General features: G+C 75.3%; 21 protein-coding genes and 1 pseudogene. 13 read left to right on the top strand and 9 right to left on the bottom strand.

Going from position 1 to position 22,744, the window contains the following annotated elements; translation table 11 throughout:
• Positions 1 to 114: 114 nt before the first annotated feature.
• From FH609_RS19405 to FH609_RS19395, 3 genes are read left to right on the top strand one after another with little or no spacing between them, the layout of a single operon-like run.
• Positions 115 to 705 (top strand): hypothetical protein, encoded by a 591-nt coding sequence (locus tag FH609_RS19405; RefSeq protein WP_139669753.1) that lies wholly within the window; start codon positions 115 to 117, stop codon positions 703 to 705.
• 53 nt (positions 706 to 758) lie between these two features.
• Positions 759 to 1,628 carry a hypothetical protein gene (locus tag FH609_RS19400; protein WP_139669751.1) on the top strand — a complete coding sequence of 290 codons (870 nt, stop codon included), beginning with the start codon at positions 759 to 761 and terminating at the stop codon, positions 1,626 to 1,628.
• The gene (locus FH609_RS19395; RefSeq protein WP_139669749.1) at positions 1,628 to 2,578 is read left to right on the top strand and encodes a DUF3048 domain-containing protein; all 951 of its coding nucleotides are present in this window, start codon (positions 1,628 to 1,630) and stop codon (positions 2,576 to 2,578) included. Before FH609_RS19400 ends, FH609_RS19395 begins: the two co-directional genes overlap by 1 nt.
• On the opposite strand, the pseudogene FH609_RS32455 reads toward FH609_RS19395, so the two are convergent.
• A pseudogene (locus FH609_RS32455) lies at positions 2,560 to 4,030 on the bottom strand (MFS transporter). The gene FH609_RS19395 and the pseudogene FH609_RS32455 overlap by 19 nt on opposite strands.
• Before the next feature lie 139 nt (positions 4,031 to 4,169).
• Between FH609_RS32455 and FH609_RS19385 the strand changes: the two are divergent.
• The 3 genes from FH609_RS19385 (at position 4,170) to FH609_RS19375 (ending at position 8,362) form a co-directional block, all read left to right on the top strand.
• On the top strand, positions 4,170 to 5,135 hold the full coding sequence (locus FH609_RS19385; RefSeq protein WP_139669745.1) for an ArsR/SmtB family transcription factor: 966 nt from the start codon (positions 4,170 to 4,172) through the stop codon (positions 5,133 to 5,135).
• A 44-nt stretch (positions 5,136 to 5,179) separates the two neighbouring features.
• Entirely contained in the window at positions 5,180 to 7,111 is a 1,932-nt protein-coding gene (locus FH609_RS19380) for an ABC transporter ATP-binding protein (RefSeq protein ID WP_139669743.1), read from the top strand.
• A gap of 222 nt (positions 7,112 to 7,333) precedes the next feature.
• A complete protein-coding gene (locus tag FH609_RS19375; protein WP_139669741.1) occupies positions 7,334 to 8,362 on the top strand; it encodes a rod shape-determining protein in 1,029 nt (342 codons plus the stop codon).
• A 22-nt stretch (positions 8,363 to 8,384) separates the two neighbouring features.
• On the opposite strand, the gene FH609_RS19370 is transcribed toward FH609_RS19375, so the two are convergent.
• The gene (locus tag FH609_RS19370) at positions 8,385 to 8,930 is read right to left on the bottom strand and encodes a GNAT family N-acetyltransferase (protein ID WP_139669739.1); all 546 of its coding nucleotides are present in this window, start codon (positions 8,928 to 8,930) and stop codon (positions 8,385 to 8,387) included.
• Between the two features lie 137 nt (positions 8,931 to 9,067).
• Here FH609_RS19370 and lpdA point away from each other — a divergent pair, with 137 nt between their 5' ends.
• Positions 9,068 to 10,477, top strand: coding sequence for a dihydrolipoyl dehydrogenase (lpdA, locus tag FH609_RS19365; protein ID WP_139669736.1), 1,410 nt, complete (start codon positions 9,068 to 9,070; stop codon positions 10,475 to 10,477).
• 177 nt (positions 10,478 to 10,654) lie between these two features.
• Here lpdA and FH609_RS19360 read toward each other — a convergent pair whose 3' ends face one another.
• The gene (locus FH609_RS19360; RefSeq protein ID WP_226961813.1) at positions 10,655 to 10,852 is read right to left on the bottom strand and encodes a hypothetical protein; all 198 of its coding nucleotides are present in this window, start codon (positions 10,850 to 10,852) and stop codon (positions 10,655 to 10,657) included.
• 136 nt (positions 10,853 to 10,988) lie between these two features.
• Between FH609_RS19360 and FH609_RS19355 the strand changes: the two genes are divergently transcribed.
• From FH609_RS19355 to FH609_RS19340, 4 genes are all read left to right on the top strand, one after another.
• The gene (locus tag FH609_RS19355) at positions 10,989 to 12,281 is read left to right on the top strand and encodes a sensor histidine kinase (RefSeq protein ID WP_226961812.1); all 1,293 of its coding nucleotides are present in this window, start codon (positions 10,989 to 10,991) and stop codon (positions 12,279 to 12,281) included.
• 75 nt (positions 12,282 to 12,356) lie between these two features.
• The gene (locus FH609_RS19350) at positions 12,357 to 13,133 is read left to right on the top strand and encodes a response regulator (protein WP_139669732.1); all 777 of its coding nucleotides are present in this window, start codon (positions 12,357 to 12,359) and stop codon (positions 13,131 to 13,133) included.
• 104 nt (positions 13,134 to 13,237) lie between these two features.
• Positions 13,238 to 14,188: an ABC transporter ATP-binding protein gene (locus FH609_RS19345; RefSeq protein ID WP_139669730.1), complete on the top strand. Its 951-nt coding sequence runs from the start codon at positions 13,238 to 13,240 to the stop codon at positions 14,186 to 14,188.
• Entirely contained in the window at positions 14,185 to 14,988 is an 804-nt protein-coding gene (locus FH609_RS19340) for an ABC transporter permease subunit (RefSeq protein ID WP_139669728.1), read from the top strand. Before FH609_RS19345 ends, FH609_RS19340 begins: the two co-directional genes overlap by 4 nt.
• A 205-nt stretch (positions 14,989 to 15,193) precedes the next feature.
• Here the strand turns inward: FH609_RS19340 and FH609_RS19335 are convergent, their stop codons facing one another.
• Positions 15,194 to 16,099, bottom strand: coding sequence for a SigB/SigF/SigG family RNA polymerase sigma factor (locus FH609_RS19335; RefSeq protein ID WP_139669726.1), 906 nt, complete (start codon positions 16,097 to 16,099; stop codon positions 15,194 to 15,196).
• A gap of 203 nt (positions 16,100 to 16,302) precedes the next feature.
• Between FH609_RS19335 and FH609_RS19330 the strand changes: the two genes are divergently transcribed.
• Together FH609_RS19330 and FH609_RS19325 are read left to right on the top strand one after the other, a co-directional pair.
• Positions 16,303 to 16,722 carry a DoxX family protein gene (locus FH609_RS19330; protein WP_139669724.1) on the top strand — a complete coding sequence of 140 codons (420 nt, stop codon included), beginning with the start codon at positions 16,303 to 16,305 and terminating at the stop codon, positions 16,720 to 16,722.
• A gap of 231 nt (positions 16,723 to 16,953) precedes the next feature.
• Positions 16,954 to 18,099 carry a MarP family serine protease gene (locus tag FH609_RS19325; RefSeq protein WP_139669722.1) on the top strand — a complete coding sequence of 382 codons (1,146 nt, stop codon included), beginning with the start codon at positions 16,954 to 16,956 and terminating at the stop codon, positions 18,097 to 18,099.
• 90 nt (positions 18,100 to 18,189) lie between these two features.
• Here FH609_RS19325 and FH609_RS19320 read toward each other — a convergent pair whose 3' ends face one another.
• The 5 genes from FH609_RS19320 to FH609_RS19300 form a co-directional block, all read right to left on the bottom strand.
• The gene (locus tag FH609_RS19320) at positions 18,190 to 18,831 is read right to left on the bottom strand and encodes a histone deacetylase (RefSeq protein ID WP_139669720.1); all 642 of its coding nucleotides are present in this window, start codon (positions 18,829 to 18,831) and stop codon (positions 18,190 to 18,192) included.
• 7 nt (positions 18,832 to 18,838) lie between these two features.
• On the bottom strand, positions 18,839 to 19,069 hold the full coding sequence (locus tag FH609_RS19315; protein ID WP_139669718.1) for a hypothetical protein: 231 nt from the start codon (positions 19,067 to 19,069) through the stop codon (positions 18,839 to 18,841).
• Between the two features lie 168 nt (positions 19,070 to 19,237).
• On the bottom strand, positions 19,238 to 20,092 hold the full coding sequence (locus tag FH609_RS19310; RefSeq protein ID WP_139669717.1) for a fumarylacetoacetate hydrolase family protein: 855 nt from the start codon (positions 20,090 to 20,092) through the stop codon (positions 19,238 to 19,240).
• A 241-nt stretch (positions 20,093 to 20,333) separates the two neighbouring features.
• Complete coding sequence (locus tag FH609_RS19305) at positions 20,334 to 21,674, bottom strand: MFS transporter (protein ID WP_139669715.1); 1,341 nt, start codon at positions 21,672 to 21,674, stop codon at positions 20,334 to 20,336.
• Between the two features lie 122 nt (positions 21,675 to 21,796).
• Positions 21,797 to 22,735, bottom strand: a complete 939-nt coding sequence (locus FH609_RS19300) for a TIGR03564 family F420-dependent LLM class oxidoreductase (protein WP_139669712.1) — start codon at positions 22,733 to 22,735, stop codon at positions 21,797 to 21,799.
• Positions 22,736 to 22,744: the final 9 nt, after the last annotated feature.

Raw genomic sequence — 22,744 nt, 5'->3', positions numbered from 1 at the left:
GAAACGCGGCGCGGACGCCGCCGGCCCGCGCGCGGAAAACCGGTTGCGGAGCGCGCTCGTTACCCCACAGTGCGACCCTCGTCCGGCGGGAGCCCCGGCGCTATGGTGTCTCGCGTGACCACCAGGCAGACCCGGCGGCCGGGCTCCGGCCGCTCCGCCGCCCCCCGCGCGCTCGCCGCCGTGCTCCTGCTCGCCCTCGCCGCCGGCTGCTCCTCCTCCGACTCCGGCGCCGACGACGAGATCGAGGGCGTCGCCACCGGCTCGGCCGACGAGGGCGGCGGCGGCGAACAGGCCGACCACGAGGCCGCGTTGACCGAGCTGTACACCGGATACTGGGACGCGCTGGTCGGGTTGGAGAACAGCGGGGAGCTGGACGCCTCGCTCTTCGAAGGCATCGCCGCGTCCCGGGTCGCCGAGCAGGAGCTGACCCGCGTCCGCAGCTACGCCGACGCCGGCCTGCACCGCAGCGGCGAACCGACGGTCGAGAACGTGACCGTCACGGTGGACGGCGAGACCGCCCGCGTCGAGTCCTGCGTCAGCGAGGAGGACTGGCCGATGGTCGACGGCGAGACGGTGCTGCCCGACGTGATCCCCGAGGAGCTGCGCGCCCCGCACCCGCACGGGGTGACCGCCACGCTCACCGAAGGTTCCTGGCTGATCGACGGCACGCTCCCCGCCGAGGAGGCGACCCTCTCGTGTCCCTGACCGCGCCCGCGCGCCCCCGAAGTCCCCGCTCCCGAAGTCCCCTGGCCCGACGGGTGAGATGGCCGGCGTTGACGGTCGGCTGCGCGCTGCTGCTGGCGTTGCTCACGGCCACCCCGGCCGCCGCCGACCCGGCCGATCCCGACTGCTATACCTCCACGCCCAGCGGAGGCATCGTCTATGTCTGCGGCACCGAGGGCGAGGAAGAGGAGGGCGAGGACGGGAGCGGGAACGGCGAGGGCGACGGCGGCGGCGAGCCGGCCTGCGACCTGTCCCTGGTGGACAACTTCATCGGCGCCACCGACCGCTACTGCGAGGGCGAGAACGCCTGTTGGGTCAACAACCCGCCGTTCGAGTACCCCGACCCGGAGAGCTGGCCGGAGGACCCGCCGAGCGAGGGCGCGGTCTATGTGTACAAGGAGTGCGTCGGCCCGGACGGCGAGATCGTGTTCAGCGACTACACCTGGGAGGGTGGTGAGGAGGGCCCGTCCCTGGAGGAGCTGGCCCAGCAGGCGTATGGCGCGCTGCACGCGCCGGAGTTCTCGCTTTCCTTCAGCCCGCCCGGCGAGACGTTGATCTTCCTCGACACCTGGTGGTGGGCCGAGGGCGCGCACGACGGCGAGATCGTGGGCTCGGCGGCGCTGGGCGTGGTCGCCGTCGGGACCCCTGACCGCCTTGAGGTGGACCCGGGCGACGGCTCGGGCGTGCTGAGCTGCCCGATCGCCGTGGCCGAGGGCGACGCCTGCACCCACACCTACCAGCGTGCCTCCGACGGCTACCCGGCCCGCGCCCGGCTGGTGTACGACGTGCACTTCGAGCAGAACGGCGCGCCCTTCGAACTGCCGGGGCTGCCCGACACGTTGGAGAGCCCCTGGGAGGGGGCGGCCGTTCCGGTCAACGAGTCCCAGGCCACGGTGGTCCGCTGATGGCCGACCGCCGGAGCGCCCGGGCGGCGGCTCCGGCCCTGGCACTGGCGCTGCTCGGGCCGCTGCTGCTCGGCGGCTGCGAGGTCGAGCGGCGGGAGAACGGCGCGGACGACGCGTGGGGCTCGCCGCTGACCGGGCTGCCGGGCGAGCCGGGCCCGGTGCTGGCGGTGAAGGTCGACAACGCGCCGCCCGCGCGCCCGCACACCGGGGTCGAGGCGGCGGACGTGGTCTATGTGGAGGAGGTCGAGGCCGGGCTGAGCCGGCTGGTCGCGGTCTTCGCGGGGCAACTCCCGGACCGGGTGGGCCCGGTGCGCAGCGCGCGGGAGTCCGACCTGGAGCTGCTGCGGCAGTTCGACGAGCCGGCGCTGGCGTTCTCCGGCGCGCAGGGCGGGCTGCTCCCGCTGATCGACGAGGCGCCGCTGCACGCCCGCCCGCCGGAGGCGGCGCCCGACGCCTACGCGCGCGACCCTGAGCGCGCCGCGCCGCACAACCTGTATCTGGACCCGGCCGCGCTGCTGGCCGCGACGCCGGAGGCGGGCGAGGTCGCGGACATCGGCTTCACCTTCGGCGACACGCCGGAGGGCGGTTCGCCGGTCGACGAGGTCGAGGCCGGCTATGCCGCCGCGTCGTTCGCGTTCCGCTGGGACGCGGCGGCGGAGCGGTGGGCGGTGGCGATGGACGGCGAGGAGACCGAGCTGGCCGCCGCGACGGTCGTGGTGCAGCGCGTCGAGATCCGCCCCTCGGACTTCTCCGACGGCGGCGGAGCGGTGTCCCCGTACACGGAGACCGTCGGCTCGGGCGAGGCAACGGTGCTCCGCGACGGCCGGGAGTGGCCGGCGCGCTGGAGCCGGCCGAGCGCGCGGGCGGGCACGGAGTTCGAGACGGAGGACGGGGCGGCGTTCCCGTTCGCGGCCGGGCAGGTCTGGGTGGTCTACGTCCCGGCGGAGTGAGGCGCGGCGTCGCCGTCGAGCGCGGGGGCGTTCTCGGGGGCGGGTCCGTCCGGCCCGGGGGCGCTCTCGGGGGCGGGTCCGTCCGGCGCGGGGGCGTTCTCGGGGGCGCGTTCGGGGAGCGCGCGCTCCGGGGTGCGGCCCAGGGCGCGCGCCCCGGACAGCGTGACGGCCGTCGAGGCCACCGCGAGCAGCGCCATCGTCGTGGTCGGGGAGAGCGCAGAGGCCACGGCGCCCGCCAGGGTCGCGCCCAGCGCCTGGCAGGTGAGCATCCCGGCCGAGTGCAGGCCCAGCGCCTGCCCGTGCCGCTCCGCCGGCGTCAGCGCCAACAGGCGTTCCTGGACCAGCAGCCCGGCGCCGAAGCCCACGCTCGCCACCGCCACCACCAACGCGGCCAGCGCGAGCGGCGGTTGGAGGAGGAACAGCGCGAACGGCGCCGCCAGCAGCAGCCGCAGCGGCGTCACCGCCCGGGCGCGGGCGGCCGGCGACAGCAGGCGGCCGGCCGTGACGTCGCCCACGGCCATGCCGACCGCGCCGGCGGCGAACAGCGCCCACGCGCCGCCGGGCGTGTACGGCACGAAGAGCGCCTCGCAGCCGACGATCAGCCCGTTGGGCACCCAGAGCGCGACATAGCAGGCGCGGCGCGCCGGGTCGCCCAGGGCCTCTCTTTTGGATCTTCGTGGAGCAGCGAGCGGCGTCAGACGCGGTGCATCGCAAGGCGCCGGATCGCAGCTCATACTTGGTCGTATTCGCGCGATTCGGTAACGCAGCGAGGTGCCGTGTATGGCGTCGCGAGCCCGCGAAGATCCGAAAGAGAGGCCCTGGCAGCAGCCGGTTGCCGCGCCGGGTCTCGGCGACCGAGGGGCGGCCCGGCGCGTTCGGCCCCCACCGCCGCAGGCCGAGCCGGGCGATGAGCGCGGCGCTGGTGAAGAGGCCGGCGGCGATCAGCAGCGCCCCGCGCGGCGAGGCGAGGGCCACCAGCGCCCCGCCCAGCGCGAAGCCGGCGATCTGGGTGGCTCCCATCGCGAGGTTCAGCAGCGAACGCGCCGGCAGATAGTCGTCCGCCGGCGCGATCCGCAGCAGCAGGCCCCACCGGACGCCGCCGGCCAGGGAGTTGACCAGGCCAAGGGCCAGCACCACGGCCAGCGCCGCGCCGACCGGCAGCCCGGGCGCGGCGAGCCCCAGCGCGCCCAGCGCGAAGAGCAGCGAGACCCCGGTCAGCGCGGTCCTGGGCGGCAGCCGGTCGGCGGCCGACAGCAGCGTGGCGGCGCCGACGACCTGCGCGAAGGAGGAGCCGAACATGCTGAGCGCGGTGAGGAACGGGGAGCCCGTCGCCCGGTGCACCAGCACGCCGAGGGCGAGGCCGAGCACGGTCTGGGCGACGAGGTGGGCGACGGTGAGCAGGAGGAGCGGGGTGAACCCGGGCACCCGGAGGAGCCGGCGGTAGCTGCGCATCGCGACAGTGTGCGAGGGTGCCGGGCGGTCCCCCGAACGTTTCGGCTGGACGCGAAAGACGGGCGCTCCCGGCCGCCGCCGGGCCAGGCTGATGGGCCGCGTCGAACGGTGCGGCGGCACGGGAGAAGGGGAACGGGCCGTGGGTGACTGGGTGTTGGCCGCCGACGTGGTGGCGCGGGGCCGGTTCCGGACCTCGCCGCTGGCCGAGACGGTCGCCGCGCTGCTGGGCCTGGCGGGACACGGCGCCCAGCCGGGATGCGAGGGGTGGCTGACCAGGCACCGGCCGGCGTTCCTTCGGTGGCTGGCGGCCGACCCGGTGGCCGGGCACTTCGTCGCGACGCTGGGCCGCGCCTGGCTGCCGGACTTCCTGGCCGCGCCGCCCGAGCCCGACGACCGTTCCTTCGAGGACGAGTGGCGCCGGGTGCGGGCCATCCCCGCCGAGCTGGCCTGGGCCGACATCGCGCACGGCGGGCCGCCGCCCCCGGCGCTGCGGGTGCCCGAACTGACCGATCGGATCGCCGCGTTGGTGCGGTGGGTGTGGACCGAGACGGTGCTGCCTGACTGGCCGCGCCGGCGGCGGGTGCTGGAGGCCGACATCGTCTCCCGTTCCCAGGCGCTGGCCGCCGGCGGCTGGGCCGAGGCGGTGGGCACGCTGCGGCCCGGGATGCGGTGGCTGGGCGACGGGCGGCTGCGGATCAACGGCTACCCCAACCCGCCCCGGACGCTCGCCGGCGCCGAGCTGCTGTTCGTGCCGACGACGGTGGCGGCGCGCGGCTGGGTCGGCTGGTCGGAGCCGCACCGCTACGCCGTCGTCTATCCGTGCGCCGGGCTGCTGGCCGAGCCGGAGCCGCGGCCTGAGCCGACCGCGCTGGACCGGCTGCTGGGCGGCAACCGGGCCACGATCCTGCGAGCGTTGGCCACCCCGCGCGCGCCCAGCCAGCTGGTGGAGCTGACCGGCTGCCCGCTGGGTTCGGTCGGCGGGCATCTGCGGGTGCTGCGGGAGGCGGGGCTGGTGCGGCGGCGGCGCGCGGGGCGGCTGGTGCTCTACTACCGCACCGCGCTGGGCGAGCGGCTGACGACGGCCGGGCCGGATGACGGCCGTTAAAACGAGTTGACCTCAACTTAACTTGAAGAAATAGCCTCGCCGGCATGAGCATGGAGATGACCGCCTGGAACGAGCTGTACAACGCGCGGTACGCGAAGGACGACGACCGCCCCTTCTCCCGCGAGACGCTGCGCCGCATCGGCCGCTTCGCCCGCCCCCACCGCACGGCGCTGCTGTGGTTTCTGCTGCTCAGCGTGGCGACCGCGCTGCTCGCCGTCGCCACCCCGGTCCTCGCCGGGCGGGTCGTGAACGCGATCTCCGACGGCGCCGAGGAGGGCGTGGTGGTCCGGCTGGCCGTGCTGATCGCGGCGATCGCCGTGGTCGAGGCGGCGATCGGGCTGCTCGCCCGCTGGCTCTCCGCGCGGATCGGCGAGGGCCTGATCCTCGACCTGCGGACCGCCGTCTTCGACCATGTGCAGCGGATGCCGATCGCGTTCTTCACCAGAACCCGCACCGGCGCCCTGGTCAGCCGGCTGAACTCCGATGTGATCGGCGCCCAGCGGGCGTTCAGCAACACGCTCTCCGGCGTGCTCAGCAACCTGGCGATGCTGCTGCTCTCGCTCGGCGTGATGCTCTCCATCTCCTGGCAGATCACCCTGCTCGCGCTGCTGCTGCTCCCCGTCTTCGTGCTGCCGGCGCGGCGGATGGGCGGCCGGCTGGCGCGGCTGTCCCGGGAGGCCGCCAACCACAACGCGGTTATGTCCACGCAGATGACGGAGCGCTTCTCGGCGCCCGGCGCCACCCTGGTCAAGCTGTACGGGCGGCCCGAGGAGGAGTCCGAGGAGTTCGCGGTGCGGGCCCGGCGGGTCCGCGACATCGGGATCAGGTCGGCCATGGTGCAGATGGTCTTCATCACCGCGTTGACCCTGGTCTCGGCGCTGGCCCTGGCGCTGGTCTACGGCGTGGGCGGCTTCTACGCGCTGCGCGGCGACCTGGACTCCGGCGCCGTGGTCGCGCTGGCGATGCTGCTGACCCGCCTCTACGCGCCGCTGACCTCGTTGGCCAGTGCGCGGGTCGAGGTGATGAGCGCGCTGGTCAGCTTCCAGCGGGTCTTCGAGGTGCTCGACCTGAAGCCGCTGATCGAGGAGCGGCCCGATGCCCGCCCGGTGCCCGAGGGGCCGGTCCAGGTCAGCTTCGACGGGGTGGACTTCGCCTACCCGTCGGCCGAGAAGGTCTCCCTGGCCTCGCTGGAGGAGGTCGCCACGCTGGACACCCGGGGCGGCGAACAGGTGCTGCACGGCGTGACGTTCACCGCCGAGGCCGGTCAACTCGTCGCGCTGGTCGGCTCGTCGGGCGCCGGCAAGTCCACCATCGCGCAGCTCGCCACCCGGCTCTACGACGCCGACGCGGGCGCGGTGCGGGTCGGCGGGATGGACGTGCGGGACGTGACGGCCCAGTCGCTGCGGCGGACCGTCGGGATGGTCACCCAGGACGGGCACCTCTTCCACGACACCATCCGCGCCAACCTGCGGCTGGCCGCGCCCGAGGCCGACGACGCCGCGCTGTGGGACGCGCTGCGCCGGGCCCGGCTCGACGAGCTGGTCGCCGCGCTCCCGGACGGCCTGGACACGGTGGTCGGCGAACGCGGCTACCGGCTCTCCGGCGGGGAGCGGCAGCGGCTGACCATCGCCCGGCTGCTGCTGGCGCAGCCCCGGGTGGTGATCCTGGACGAGGCCACCGCGCACCTGGACGCCACCTCGGAGGCGGCGGTGCAGGAGGCGCTGGCGGAGGCGCTGGTGGGCCGCACCTCGGTGGTGATCGCGCACCGGCTGTCCACGGTCAGGGCGGCGGACCAGATCCTGGTGGTCGAGGCCGGCCGGATCGTCGAACGCGGCACGCACGACGAGCTGTTGGCGGCCGGCGGCCGGTATCGGGAGCTGCACCGCACCCAGTTCGGGGCGGACGGCGACACCGGCGCGGCCGGCGGGCCGGGCGCGGCCGTGGCCGGGGCCGTGGCGGCGGAGCCGGTCGGCTGACGAGGGCGGCCGGGTCGAACGGGGCGGCCGGTTGACCGGGGCGACCGCCCGGGTTGACCGGGTGGAACGGCGGCGGCCGGGTCGAACCGGGGCCGCCGCTCGGCTGGCCGGCCGCCGGGCTGACGGGCCGTCGGCGTCGCGACTGACGGTCCGTCCGGCGCGGCTCGCCCGGTCGGCGGCGCTCAACGGGCGGGCCCGGTCGGCCCGGCCGAGCCTGGAACCATGACCCTCACGCTTGATCATCTGCGCCGCTGCACGGTGGCCGCCGACCTCGGGGCGGCCCGGACCCGCGTCTATCTCAAACAGACGGGACTGATCGTGGACGAGCCGTCCGTGGTCGCCGTCAACACCAGAAACGGTTCGCTGATCGCGGTGGGCACCCCCGCCGAACGGATGGCCGGCCGGACCCCGGCCAACATCCGGGTGGTCCGCCCGGTCAGCGGCGGCACCGTCGTCGACATCGAGATGGCGCAGCGGATGCTGCGGGCGATGGTCGGCGCCAAGCACCGGCGTGCGTGGCGGCGCAAACCGCTGCTGCGCGCCGCCGTGTGCATCCCGCACGACGCCGACCCGCTGACCCGCCGGGCCATGCACGAGACCCTGGTGGGTCTCGGCGCCCGGCGGGTGGAGCTGGTGGACGGCCTGGTCACCGCCGGCATCGGCGCCGGGCTCCCGGTGGAGGAGCCCGAGGCCACCATGATCGTGCAGTGCGGCGCCTCGACCACCCAGGTCGCGGTGTTGGCGCTCGGCTCCATCGTGGCCGCCGAGAAGGTGCCGATGGGCGGCGAGACCATCGACCGCGCCCTCCTCCAACACCTGCGCAACCAGCACGAGTTGATGCTCCCCAGCCAGGCCGTCAGGCCGCTGCACAGCGCCCTGGCCAGCTCGGGCGACCAGGTCACCGAGGTGCACGGCCGGGACGTGGCCACCGGGCTGGGGCGCACCGTCAGGGTCGACCCCGAGTCGCTGCGGGCCGCGCTGCGCGCCCCGCTCACCGGGCTGCTCGACGCGCTGCGCTCGGTGCTCCACCGCTGCCCGCCCGACCTGGTCGCCGACCTCGCCGAGCGCGGCGTCGTGCTCACCGGCGGCGCGGCCCAACTCCCCGGCCTGGACGAGGCGATCCGGCAGCACACCGGGGTGCCGGTCAACGTCGCCGAGGACCCGGGGCTCTGCGCGGTGCTGGGGCTCGGCGCGCTGCTGGAGGGCCGGATCACCGCCCAGGTGCCGGCCCCGGAGGCGATCCCGGTCTGACCGGGCCGGGGCGCGGGCGGCGTCAGCCCCGGTCCAGGCGCCTGGCCATCACCACCTGGCGCGGCGCCCCCGCGTCGGCGCCCGGGTCGGGCGTCCCGGCCACGGCCTCGAAGCCGTGGCGGCGGTAGAGCGCGAGGGCGCGCTCGTTGCCCGCGACCACCGCAAGCCGCAGCTCGCGCGCCCCCGCCGCGCGCGCCCAGCGCGCGACCTCGGCGAGCAGCGCGTCGCCCACGCCCCGGCCGCGCGCCGCGCGGGCCACCCACACCGACCGCAGCTCGGCGACCCCGGGCCTGGCCGGCACGCCCCTGGCCAGCCCGACCGGGCGGCCGGCGCGCACGGCGACCAAGTTGTGCGCGCCGGGCAGGGTCAACCGCGCGCGCCAGCGCGCGCGTTCGCCGTTCTCCCAGTCGGCCAGCCGGGGCGTGAACGCCTCCGGCGCCTCGCGCAGCGCCGCAAGCCTGGCGTCCCGCCACAGCGGCCAGTCCCCCGCGCCGCCGCCCACCACCCGCAGCGTCACGCCGCCCGCCGCGCCGGCCCCGTTCCCCGCACCGTTCGCCTCGTCGTTCATTCGTCCATGGTGCGCCCGGGCGGCGGCGAGGGGCCGGGCCGGTCGTGGTGTGATGGAGGTGGCAGGAGCGACCATCCTCGACCAGACCATCTCCTTAACCACCATCCCGAGAGCGTGAGAGAAGGCGTGAGGGTTAGATGAGCACGCACTACGACGTCGTCGTCCTGGGCGCGGGGCCCGGGGGCTACACCGCGGCTGTCCGGGCCACCCAGCTGGGGCTGCGGACCGCGATCGTCGAGGAGAAGTACTGGGGCGGGGTGTGCCTGAACGTCGGCTGTATCCCGTCCAAGGCGCTGTTGCGCAACGCCGAGTTGGCCCACATCTTCCAGCACGAGGCGGAGACCTTCGGCATCCGCGTCGAGGGCAGCGTCAGCTTCGACTACGGGGAGGCGTTCCGGCGCAGCCGCAAGGTGGCCGAGGGCCGGGTGGCCGGGGTGCACTACCTCACCAAGAAGAACGGCATCACCGAGTACGAGGGCCGGGGCACCTTCACCGACCCGCACACCCTCCAGGTCACGTTGAGCGCCGGCGGCTCGGAGACCGTCACGTTCGACCACTGCATCATCGCCACCGGCGCCACCACCCGGCTGCTGCCGGGCACCCGGCTCAGCGACCGGGTCGTCACCTACGAGGAGCAGATCCTCAGCGAGAGCCTCCCGAAGAGCATCGTGATCGCCGGCGCCGGCGCCATCGGCGTGGAGTTCGCCTATGTGCTGCGCAACTACGGCGTGGACGTCACGATCGTCGAGTTCCTGGACCGCGTGGTCCCGTTGGAGGACGCGGAGGTCTCCAAGGAACTGGCCCGGCAGTACCGCAAGCTGGGCATCAGGGTGCTGACCTCCACCCGCGTCGACGCCATCGACGACACCGACCCCAACGCCCCGGTGCGGGTCACCGTCACCGACGCCAAGGGGCAGCAGCAGGTGTTGGAGACCGAGAAGGTGCTCCAGGCGATCGGCTTCGCGCCCCGCGTCGAGGGCTACGGCCTGGACCGGACGGGCGTCCAGCTCACCGAGCGCGGCGCGATCGCGGTGGACGGCGTCAGCCGCACCAACGTTCCGCACATCTACGCGATCGGCGACGTCACCGCCAAGCTGATGCTGGCGCACGCCGCCGAGGCCATGGGCGTCATCGCGGCCGAGACCATCGGCGGCGCGGAGACCATGGAGCTGAACTTCGCCATGATCCCGCGCGCCACCTACTGCCAGCCGCAGATCGCCAGCTTCGGGCTGACCGAGGCGCAGGCGAAGGAGCAGGGCTTCGCGGTGAAGACCGTCAAGTTCCCCTTCACCGCCAACGGCAAGGCCCACGGCCTGGGTCAGCCGTCCGGCTTCGTCAAGCTGGTCAGCGACGAGACCCACGGCGAACTGCTCGGCGGCCACCTCATCGGCCCCGAGGTCACGGAGCTGCTGCCCGAGCTGACGCTCGCCCAGCAGTGGGACCTCACCGTCCACGAGGTGGCCCGCAACATCCACGCCCACCCGACCCTGGGCGAGGCCGTCAAGGAGGCCATCCACGGCCTGGCCGGCCACATGATCAACATGTGACGACCGGACACGGTCGGACGGTCCGCCGCCGGGGCCGGGCCCCGGCGGCGGGCGGCGGGCCCAGGCGGCGGGCGGCGGCTGGCGGGCGGCGGGACTCGGCGGCGGGCGGCGGGCCCAGGCGGCGGGCGGTGGGGCTCGGCCCTCGCTGACCTCTCCGCGCAGCGGGTGGTCCGCCCGTCACCCTTCCGTCTCGTCCGCTGCCCACAACTCCTCTTCACTCGGCGCTGACACCCCGTCGGGCAACGGCACGGACCGCCCCGCGTAGTAGGCACGGATCTCTTCGGCCGCACCGACCTCGGCGGCCCGAAGGCGAACCTGAGCCAGCCGTTCCCGCTGGCGATCGCTGGTCGACGCGTCCATGTCCTCGGTCACCACGTCTCTCGTGTATCCGGTTGGGTGCTCATCGTGGCTCGTCAATCTCGGTCGGACCGAGCCCCCGCCCCGGGCCAGGGGCCACCACCTACTCCCGGTGTCGTACGCGCGGTGCGTGCGGGGTGCCTACCGTGGGTGGGTGACTGCCGAGGCGCCCTCCCCGCGTGTTCCGTCCGGCCTGGCCAGGGATCTGGCGCTGAGCGTGGCGGTGTGCTGCGTGACGGCCGTCGACCTGGCGTCCAACGTGCCCGGGTCCCGCGAGGACGACTGGCTGAGCTGGGCGCTGCTGGGCCTGACCGTCTTCGGGCTGTGCTGGCACCGGCGGCGCCCGCTGTTCGCGGTGGTGGTGACCGGCGTCGGCTCGTTGGGCTGGACGTTGGTGGGCCACCTGGGCGAGTTGCTGAACCTGCCCTGGATGGTGGCGCTGTACTTCCTGGCCACCTCGGGCGACCGGCGGCGCACCCTGTGGGCCGGCTGCGTGGCGGCGCTCGCCTCCGGGGTGGTCGCCGTGCTGGCCGGGCGGGAGGAGGGGCGACCGATGCCGTCCCCGGTGCTGGAGATGGCGATCCCGCTGGTGCCGCTGCTGCTGGGCGAAGTGGTGCGCGGGCGACGCGAGTTGACCGCGTACTACGCCGAGCGGGCGCACCGCGCGGAACAGGAGCGCGAACGGGAGGCCGCGCGCCGGGTGCGCGAGGAACGCATCAGGATCGCCCGCGAGCTGCACGACATCGTGGCCCACACCGTCTCGGCGATGACCGTCCAGGCGGGCGTCGCGCTGGACGCGCTGGACCGCAGGCCCGAGCTGAGCCGGGCCGCGCTCCGGCAGGTGCGGGAGTCGGGGCGGGAGGCCGTCCGGGAGCTGCGCACCACCCTCAGCGTGCTGCGGGACGACGAGGCCGCCCCGGTGACGCCGGCGCCCCGGCTGGCCCAACTCCCCGAGCTGGTCGCGAGGTTCCCCGCCGACCGGCCCCGGATCGCGCTGCGCGGCGGCGAACTCCTCGCCGGGGAGCCTCGGTTGCCGCCCGTGGTGGAGCTGGCGGCGTACCGGATCGTTCAGGAGGCGCTCACCAATGTGGTGCGGCACTCCGAAGGCCGCCACGCCACGGTCGCGATCGGCCTGGACGCGCGGCGGCGGCTGGTGGTCGAGGTGGTGAACGAGGGCCCGACGCGCGCCGGCAGCGGCGGCGCCGGCCTGGGCCTGGTCGGGATGCGGGAGCGGGCCACCGCCATCGGCGGCACCCTGGACGCGGGTCCGCTGCCGGGCGGCGGCTTCCGGGTCCGCGCCACGCTGCCGACGGCCGACGCGACGGGGGCCGACACGGCGGGGGCCGACACGGCGGGGGCCGGCGCGACGGGGGGCGACGCGGCCGGGGCCCCGCCCGACCCGCCGGAGGCCGGGGCCGCGCCCGGCGCGCCGGCGCGCGGGGACTGACCGGTGCGCGCCCCCCGGCCCGAGCCCGGGCGGCGGCCGCCCGGGGCCCCGCCCCCGCCGCCCTACCCTGTCCCCATGCCGCACCCGCGCTCCCCCGAGGACGTTCCCGCACCCGGCCCCGCCGACCAGGACGCCCGCGCCGACGCCCCCCAGGGCGCCCGCCCGGAGGGCCCCGCCGCGCGGCGGGTGCGGGTGGTGCTGGCCGACGACCAGACCGTGGTCAGGGCCGGGTTCCGCGCGCTGCTCGACCTCAGCGACGACCTGGCGGTGGTCGCCGAGGCGGCCGACGGGGAGCAGGCGGTGCGCGCGGCCCGACTGACGCGCCCCGATGTGGTGTTGATGGACATCAGGATGCCCGCCGTGGACGGCCTGGAGGCCACCCGGCGGATCGCGGCCGACCCCGAGCTGGCCGCCACCCGGGTGCTGGTGCTCACCACCTACGAGGCGGACGAGTATGTCTTCGAGGCGCTGCGCGCCGGCGCCGGTGGGTTCCTGCTCAAGGACGTCGAGCCGGACGAGCTGCGGGAGGCGATCCGCACCGTGGCCGCCGGCCGCAGCCTGCTGGCGCCGGCCGTGACCCGCCGGGTGATCGAGGAGTTCGCGCGGCTCCGCGCCCCGCTGGCCGACGGCGCCCGCCGCCTGGCGCGGCTGACCGGGCGGGAGCGGGAGGTGATGGCCCTGGTGGCGGCCGGGCTCAGCAACGAGGAGATCGGCGCCCGGCTGACGATGTCCCCGCTGACCGCCAAGACCCATGTCAGCCGGGCGATGACCAAGCTGGGCGCCAGGGACCGGGCCCAGCTGGTGGTCATCGCCTACGAGACCGGCCTGGTCAGGGCGGGCTCCGGCGAATAGCCCGGCCCCTACATCAGTCCGCCCAGCGGCCTACTCCCGCCGTCGTAGCGGCCGACTCCCGGCGGCGGATGGCGGGCGCGGGCCGCGCGCCTAGCGTCGGCCGCGTGATCGAAGTACACGCACTCACCAAGCGCTACGGCGACCGGGCCGCCGTGGACCGGCTCTCGTTCGCGGTGCGCCCGGGCCGGGTGACCGGCTTCCTCGGGCCCAACGGCGCCGGCAAGTCCACCACCATGCGCCTGATCCTCGGCCTGGACACACCCAGCGCCGGCAGCGCCTGGATCGGGGGGCGCCTCTACCGGGATCTGTCCGCGCCGTTGTGCGCCGTCGGCTCGTTGTTGGACGCCAAGGGCGTGCACGGCGGCCGTTCCGCGCGGGCGCATCTGGCCGGCCTCGCGGCGTCCAACGGGCTGCCGCGCCGGCGCGTCGACGAGGTGCTGGAACTCGTCGGGCTCGACCCGGCCACCGCCGCCCGCCGCACCAAGGGCTTCTCACTGGGCATGGGCCAACGACTGGGCATCGCGTCGGCCCTGTTGGGGGACCCCGAGGTGCTGATGCTGGACGAGCCGGTCAACGGACTGGACACCGAGGGCATCCGTTGGATCAGGAACCTGATGCGCTCGCTGGCCGCCGAGGGACGCACCGTCTTCCTCTCCAGCCATCTGATGAGCGAGCTGGAGCTGACCGCCGAGCACCTGATCATCATCGGGCGCGGCCGGCTGCTGGCCGACACCCCGATGCGGGAGTTCATCGACCGGCACTCGGGCCAGGGCACCCTGGTGCGCTCCCCCGAGGCGGAACGGCTGCGCGCCGTGCTGGAGGAAGCCGGCGCCAGGGTCAGCGCCGACGCGCGGGGCGGCTGGCTGGCGCGGGGCCCCTCGGCCGAGGCCATCGGCGAACTGGCCCGCGCCCACGACCTCGCGCTCAGCGAACTCACCCCGCGCCGCTCCTCGTTGGAGGAGGTCTACACGGCGATGGTCGCCTCGGCGACCGAGTACCGGGGCGCCACCGACGAACCCGAGGAACCTTCCCGAGAGCGGAGTGACACCCCATGACGAGCGAGACCGTGGCGCCGGCGCCCGGCCGGCGGGCGGCGGCGGTGCCGGCCGGGCGGGCCGGGTTCCGGGAGGCGCTGGCCTTCGAGTGGATCAAGTTCCGCAGCCTGCGCTCCACCCTCTGGGTCACCGCGGTGGCGACGCTGCTGCCCGCGCCGGGCGCGGTGCTGGTCGCCGCGACCGACAGCATCCAGCCGGACGACACCGTGCTCGGCGGCGCCCTCACCCTCGCCACGCCGGCGCTGATGCTGGCGGCGGTGCTGGGCGCGCTGGTGATCTGCGGCGAGTACGGCGGCGGAACGATGCGCGCGACGGTCGCCGCCGTGCCGCGCCGGGGCACGGTGCTCGCGGCCAAGGCGACGCTGCTGGCCGGCCTGCTCTACGCGCTGGCGCTGCCGTCCTGCACCGCCGCCTACCTGGTGGGCGACGCGCTGTTGGACGACACCTACGCGCCGGGCGATCCGCTGCCCGCGCTGTTCGGGATCGCGGCCACCTTCCCCGTCGCCGGGCTCTTCGGGCTGGCCGTCGGCACCCTGATCCGGCACGGCGCGGGCGCGATCACCTCGGTGATCGCCGTGCTCCTGCTGCCGGGGATGCTGGGCCCGCTCTTCGGCCCCGCCGAGCGCTGGGTCGCCGGGGTCTCCCCGACGGCGGCGCTCCAGAAGCTGACCCAGTCCTCGGACGCCGCCCCGGAGTTGGCGGGTTCGCTGGGCGGCTGGCCCTCGCTGCTGCTGGTCGCTGGCTACACGGCGCTCGCCCTGCTGGGCGCGGCCGCCCTCTTCCAGCGCCGCGACGTCTGAGCCGGCCGGACGGGCGGGGACCAGGCGCGTGGGTGCGTCCGGGCGACGCGGGGGTGCGTCCGGGCGACGCGGGGGTGCGTCCGGGCGACGCGGGGGTGCGTCCGGGCGACGCGGGGGTGCGTCCGGGCGACGCGGGGGTGCGTCCGGGCGACGCGGGGGTGCGTCCGGGCGGCGTGCGCCGGCGCCCGGACGGGCCGGCGCCCCCTCAGCCCGTGACGCCGACCTCGGCCAGCCGCTCCCGCAGGTCGCGCTCGATCCGGCTGAGCAGGCGGGAGACCTGCATCTGCGAGACGCCGAGCCGCTCGGCGATCCCGGCCTGGGTCATCTCGTGGAAGTACCGCAGGTAGAGCACCCGTTGGTCGCGCTCGGGGAGGCGGCGCAGGGTGGGCCGCACGGCCGCCCGGGACAGCACCCGGTCAAAACCGGGGTCGGCCACGCCACAGGTGTCGCCCAAGGTGGGGCCGTCCCCGGTCTGGTTCAGCTCCGCGTCGAGCGAGAGCGGTCGGAAGCTGTCCAACGCGGCCAGCCCCTGGCGGACCTCCTGGCGGCTGAGGCCGCTGGCCTCGGCCAGCGCCGCCTCGTCGGGCGGGCGGTCGTCGACCCGGCCGGCGAGCTGGTGCCGCGCGCTGCGCACCCGGTTCCGCAACTCCTGGGTGCGGCGCGGCACATGGACGCCCCACAGGTGGTCCCTGAAGTGGCGCCTGATCTCGCCGACGATGGTGGGCACGGCATAGCTCTCGAAGGCGTGGCCGCGCCCCGGGTCGAAGCCGCGCACCGCCTTGACCAGGCCGAGCGCGGCGACCTGGGAGAGGTCCTCGGCGCTCTCGCCGCGCCCCCGGTAGCCACGCGCCAGGCGTTCGGCCATCGGCAGCCATGCGGCGGTCACGTCGCGGCACAGTCGGTCGCGTTCCTCCCCTTCCGGAAGCTTCGCGATCCGTTCGAACGCCAGCCGGGTGTCGGGGGCGTCGTCGTGGGGGCGGGGGGAACGGCGGCGGACCCTCGCGCCGGCCGCCCCGGGCCCGGCGTCGCGGGCCCCGGCGGGACCCCGTTCGTTCACCCGGCTGGCGGGTCGGGCCCTGGCGCGCGTCGCGCGCCGCGTGGTGGTCGTCATCTCGGCTCTCCAAGACCGTCGGAGGTTCCCGAACTGCCTTCGGGAAGGTGCCTTTTGTCCGGAGCACGTCCTTGGCCCCTGCCCGACGCACCGGGCGGTAAACGGATCGAACGGCGACCGGGCGGCGGAGGAACGGGCGCCGGCGCCGGTTGCCCGGTGATCGAACGCGGCACACGGTGACAACAGGCGTCTAGGAGGTGCCCATGGATGTTCTTGTACTGATCGGTCGCATCCTCTTTGTGCTGCTCTTCCTCAACTCGGCGATCGGACACCTGACCCAGACCAAGGGGATGGCCCAGTACGCCGGCTCCCAGGGCGTCCCGTTCCCGTGGCTCGCGGTCTTCGGCTCCGGCATCCTCCAGCTGGTTGGTGGCCTGATGGTGCTGCTGGGCGTCTGGGCCGACCTGGGCGCGCTGCTGCTGTTCGTCTTCCTGGTGCCGACCGCGGTGATGGTCCATCGGTTCTGGCGGGAGGGGGACCAACAGGCCCGGCAGAACGCCCTGATCCAGTTCCTCAAGGACCTCTCGCTGGCCGGCGCCGCGCTGATGCTCTTCGCGTTCTTCGCCCACACCGGCGACGACCTGGGCCTGACGCTCACCGGACCGCTGTTCGACATCGACTGAGCGCCGCTCCCTGCTCGGGCGCCCCCGCACCCTCCCGTCCCTCGAACGCCGGACGCGGCGGGTGGTCGATCGACTACGATCACTCACCGCCGCCGCCCCGCCCCGGACGACGGCGGCGCGACGCGGCCGACGCGGCAACGCGGAACGGTCGCGGGCGCCGGGCGCCGCCGGGAACCCTCGACCGGGCCCTGCCGTTCCATAACCGACGAACGGGGCGAAGGGGGCTGCCGGGTGAACCTGCTCGATGTGCTGCTGCTGGTGGCGGCGGTCGCGGCGGCCTTCTCGGGCTTCCAACGCGGACTGATCGCCGGCGTGGTCTCGCTCGCCGGCTTCGTCGGCGGCGCCGCCCTCGGCGTGTGGCTGCTGCCGTTCTTCGTCGACCAGTTGACGCCCGGGTCGGCCGCCGCCACGGTGGTCGCCCTGCTGGTGGTCCTGGTGCCGGCGGCCGTAGGGCAGGCGCTGGCCTGGCCGTTGGCCCTCCGCCTGCGGAACGCGGTGCGCTGGGCGCCCGGCCGCTGGCTGGACGGCGCCGGCGGCGCGGTCTTCAACGCGGTGGGGGTGCTGCTGGTGGCGTGGATCGCGGCCAGCGCCCTGGTGCCCACGCCCTCCCCCGGGCTCAACCGCGAGGTCCAGGGCTCGGCGCTGCTCGGCGCCGTGCAGGACCGGATGCCCGAGCAGGCCCCCACCTGGTTCAGCCGCGCGACGCACGCGCTGAGCGACGCCGGCTTCCCCCAGGTCTTCAACCCGTTCGAGAACGACCCGACCGTCGACGTGCCGCCGCCCTCCGGGGACAACGTCACCGAGGCCGCCGCCGTCGCCGCCGAGCAGTCCACGGTCAAGATCAACGCGAGCGCCGGCTTCTCCGGCGGCCAGGAGGGCAGCGGCTTCGTCTACGCGCCGGAGCGGGTCGTCACCAACGCCCATGTGGTGGACGGCGCCAGCGTGGTGGCCGTGCAGGTCGGGGGCGTGGGGCAGCGGCTTGAGGCCGAGGTGCTGCTGCTCGACCCGGACATCGACGTGGCGGTGCTGGCGGTGCCCGGGCTCCAGGCCCCGGTGCTGGAGCTGGCCGGGGACGCCAGCCGGGGCGACCCGGCGGTCGTCGCCGGCTACCCGGAGAACGGCGGCCTCGACCTGCGCGCGGCCACCGTCGCCAGCCGCACCACCGCCCAGGGCCAGGACATCCACGGGCGGAGCGTGGTCAGCCGGGACATCTACGCGGTGCGCGGCCTGGTCCGCCCGGGGAACTCGGGCGGACCGCTGCTCACCACCGACGGCCAGGTCTACGGGATGGTCTTCGCCCGCTCGGTGACCCACTCCGAGACGGGCTACGTCCTGACGGCCGACCAGATACGCCCCCACCTGGAGCAGGCGGGCTGACCGCTCGCCCCCGGGGGGGCTCCGCCCCGCTCAGCGCGCGCCCCCTTCTCGCTCCGCTCACCGCCCCGGCCCGGCCCGGCCCGGCTTCCGTCAACTCCCCGGCTCGGCCTCGGTCAACACCCGGCGGACGCCCTCGGGCGTCCAGTACCCGCGCGCGCCCGGCCGGTCCGCCAGATAGCCGGCGGCCCGGTCCGCCGGCCAGCCGTGGCCGGCCATCAGCCCCCGGCCCAGCATCCGCAGATAGGCGGCGGCCGGCGCGTTCCCCGGGTGGGTGTCCACGCCCCAGGGGGCGGTGAGCGTCAGCACCGGCACGCCGGCCGACGCCCCGAGGCGGACCAGCGTCTCGTAGCGGCCCGGCCCGAGGCGGGCCCGGTCCGACGCGCCCAGCAGGGCGAGCGGATCGAGGTCGCCGCCGCCGGCCCGCCCCATCTCCTGCGCCGCTATGTCGGCGAACTGCTCGACCGTCAGCAGGTGCGCCACCGCCGGCGTCTCGCCCCCGGCATCCGGATCGAGAAAGGCCCGCCCGCCGGTCCACACCGCCGACTCGGTGGCGAAGTAGAGCGCGCCGGGCACCGTCACCGGCGCGGAGCGGGCCGGCGGGCTCGGGTCCCGGCAGCCCGGGTACTCCCGGAGGGAGCCGGGCGGCCGGCCGCCCCTGAGATAGCAACCGAGCCGCTCCGGCCACATGTTGGAACCGTAGGCCGCGTACCAGACCAGGGCGGGCGCCGTCATCCGAACCTCAGCTCCGCGCGGGCAGGTCGTCGATCCACGCGTAACGGGTGCCGCCGCCCTCGGTCGAGCGCAGCTGGTACAGCCCCGAGCCCGCGTCCTCCTCGGGCCCGCGTCTGGCCGCCAGCATCAGCGGCAACGGCACCTGCCCGGTGATCAGCAGGTCGACCGTCCGGCCGTGGCGTGGCCCACCGTCGAAGCGGACGCGAATCACATGGTGCGTCGAAGGGGTCTCAGCCATGGCGCCAACCTAACCAGGCGGCACCGACAGCGACATGCCGCGCACCCCGGGCCATCTCCGCCGCGACCGGCGGTTTTCCGGAACCACAGCGGGTCAGGCGCACCCCAGACTCCCTCGAAAGAGTGAGGTCGGGAACGCCCGTCGCACCCCCCGGCGCGCGCGCCCGCGTCAGGGCGCCGGCCGGCACACCGAACGCTGCCGCCCCAGCCCCTCGATCTCCAACTCCACCACGTCGCCCTCCGACAGATAGGGGAAGCGGCCGGAGAGCGCGACGCCCTCGGGTGTTCCGGTGTTCACGATGTCGCCCGGCTCCAGGACGAGGTACTGCGAGATGTGGTGCACCAGCTCGGCGACGGAGAAGATCATGTCGGCGGTGCTGGAGTCCTGCCGGGGCTCCCCGTTGACCCAGGAGCGCAGCCGCAGCCGCTGGGGGTCGGGTACCTCGTCGGCGGTGACCAGCAGCGGGCCCAGCGGGTTGAAGGTCTCGCAGCTCTTGCCCTTGGACCACTGCCCGCCCGACTCCTCCAACTGGTAGGCGCGCTCGGAGACATCGTCGCTGACCGCATAGCCGGCGACATGCGCCAGGGCGTCCTCCGGCGAGTCCAGATAGCGGGCCCGCCGGCCGATCACCACCGCCAGCTCGACCTCCCAGTCGGTCCGCCGCGAACCCCTCGGGATCAGCACGTCGTCCCGGGGGCCGACCACGGTGTTGGGCGACTTGTAGAAGAGGATCGGCTGCTTCGGCGGCTCGGCGCCCGACTCGGCCGCGTGCGCCGAGTAGTTCTGGCCGACGCACAGCACGGCCGACGGCCTGGCCACCGGGGCGCCCACCCGCTCGCCCCCGATCTCGGTGCGGGGCAGCAGCGAAGGGTCGGCCAGCAGGGCCGGGTTCTCGGCGAGCGCGGCGAGGAACGCGCCGTCGATGTCGTCGGTCACCGGACGCAGATCGAAGTGGCCCCCGCCGTCCGGGGCCACCAGCACCGGCCGCTCCCGCCCCGCCTCACCGACGCGCATCAGTCGCATGATCCGCTGAACTCCCCTGCTGCTCGTGCCCGTTGCCGCCCGTGGCCCTGGCGCCTTCGGCCGGGGCGCCTCGACCGGGGTGGCCGGAACGCGCCGGCCCGGCCGGTCACGGGTGCTCGGTCCGGAAGGATGATCAAGACGTCACTCTTCCCCAGCGGGAGCCTTCGCTCAACCGCCCGGCGCGGGATTCCGCGAACGCGCCCGTTATCCACAGCCTGTGGACAACGACGCCGGCCGGCGGTCACCGGGCCGCCGGCTCGTCGCCGCGCGGCGGCTGCCCCGTCGCCGCCCCAGTCTGGCCGCCGTTGACCGCGACGCCCCGGTCACCACGCGCCGCGTCGGCCACCTGCCGGCCGAACGGCCGCCACGCGACCAGCGTCAGCACGCTCATCAGCACCGCCGAGATCCAGAACGGCCCGGTCACCCCCAGCAGGCCCGCGATCGGCCCGCCGACCAGCGCGCCCAGCGCGGCGCCGCCCATGGAGAACATCATGAAGACGCTCTCCACCCGCCCCCGCAGCGCGTCCGGCACCGCCCGCTGCCGCAGCGTCCTGATCACCACCCGGAAGACCGCGTTGTGCGCGCCGAAGAGCAGCAGCACGGGGGCGGCGAGCCAGACCGTGCCCGCCAGCGCCAGCCCGACATGGGTCAACGTCTCCAGCACCAGCGCCGCCCGCAGCAGCACCGGCGGCCCGAACCGCGCGTGCAGCCGCGCCGCGCACAGCGCGCCCAGCAGCCCGCCGGCGGCGCTCGCCGAGTAGAGCAGCCCGTAGCCCACCTCACCCAGGCCGAGCCGCTCCTTCGCGTACAGCACCAGCAGCGAGAACGCGGCCACCAGCGTCACGTTCATCAGCGTCAGCACGACCGCGACCAGCCGGATCACCGGCTGGTTCCACAGCCAGCGCACGCCCTCGGCGATCTCCGCGCGCACCCGGCGTCGACTCCGCGCCGGCGCGCGCGCCGGTTCTCGCGCCGGCGCGGGCAGCGCGCCGCGCAACGTCGCGATCAGCAACGCGGCCACCACGTAGCTGGCCGCGTTCACCCCGAACGGCAGGGCGACGGCCACCGCGAAGAGCGCGGCGCCGAGCGGCGGCGCGGTCAGCTGGTTGATCACGGAGTAGACCAGCTCCATCCGCGCGTTGGCGCGCGGCAGGTCCTCGACCCGCACGGTGGCGGGGAGCAGCGAGACCGCCGCGTTGTCGCCGAGCGTCTCGCAGGTGCCGAGGAGGAACGCGACCGCGTAGATCACCGGGATGTTGACGGCGTCGCCCCACACGGCGAGCGCCAGCCCGCCGATCAGCGCCGACCGCGACAGATGGACCACCACGATCAGCCGCCGGCGGTCGATCCGGTCCACGACGACGCCACTGATCAGCGAGAACAGCAGCCAGGGCAGCCGTTGGACGAAGACCGCCCAGCCGACCAGGGCCGGGTTGTCGGTGATCGAGGCGACCAGCAGCGGCACCGCGGCGAGCAGCACCCCGTCGCCGATGTTGGCGATCGCGGTCGCCCCCCACAGCGTGGCGAACGGCCGCCCCAGCCCACGCCTCTCCCCCGGGCTGCCCCGGCCCCGTGTCCGCATCGGCGCAGCCTAGCCACGCCCTCGGGCCCGACCCCAGTGAATTACCAACGGGCGGCGAGCAGTTCGGCGGCCCGCGCCGGGGCGGGCGGCGCGGGCGGGGGCCGTTGCCGGCGGAGAGCCGGTCAACTCGCCCGCGCGGGCCCGCCGTCGGGTGCGGAGGTGCGGAGTTCCGTGAGCAGGTCGAGGGTGCGCTTCCGCTCGTGCTCGTCGCCGATGGCGCCGAAGACGAGTTCGGTCACGCCGGCCGCGGCGAAGCGGGCGATCTCGTCGGCGACGGCCGCCTCGTCGCCCAGGGCGACGGTCTCCTGGGGGCCGGAGAGGCCCTGGAGGTCGAGGACCCTGCGGTAGCTCGCGAAGCCGCTGGCCGCAGCGAAGGTGGTGGCCATCTCCCCGCGCAGCTCGTCGGGTCGGTAGGTGACGGCGCCCAGGGCCACCGCGACGACGCGGGGCGCGGGGCGTCCCGCCGCCCGGGCGGACTCCCGGACGCGGGGGGCGATGCGTTCGCCGATCAGCTCGGGCCCCGCCCAGGTGGTGACGGTGCCGTCGGCCAACTCGCCGGCCATGCCCAGCATCACCGGGCCCAACGCGGCCAGCAGCACCGACGGTGGCTCGGCGCCCGGCGTCTCCAGCGCGCCGCTCGCCGAGAGGGACTCGCCCCGGTAGTCGACCGTCTCGCCACGCAGCAGGGGCCCGAGGACCTCCAGATACTCGCGCACATGGCGGGCCGGGCGTTCGTAGGAGAGCCCGTAGGCGCCCTCGATGACCTGCCGGTGGCTGGGGCCTATCCCCAGGGTGAGGCGCCGCCCGCCGGTGGCCGCCTGCGCGGTCAGCGCCTGGCCGGCGAGGGCCAGCGGGTGGGCCGCGTAGGTCCGCACGGCGGCCGTGCCCAGGCCGATGTCCGGCACCTCACGGCCGGCCAGCGCGGCCAGGGTCAGCGGGTCCCAGCCCATCATCTGCGGGAAGTAGACACTGTCCAGCCGCGCCTCCCGCGCGGCCCTGACGTCGCCGACCACGGCGTCCAGGGTGGAGCCGGCTCCCGTGACAAACGTGCCGATCAGCATGGTGACCTC

This window comes from Streptomyces sp. 3MP-14 (genome assembly GCF_006334905.2).
Classification (GTDB): Bacteria; Actinomycetota; Actinomycetes; order Streptomycetales; family Streptomycetaceae; genus Streptomyces; species Streptomyces triticirhizae.
The sequence above is the reverse complement of the archived record's forward strand: the minus strand, read 5'-3'. Positions and strand labels throughout refer to the sequence as shown.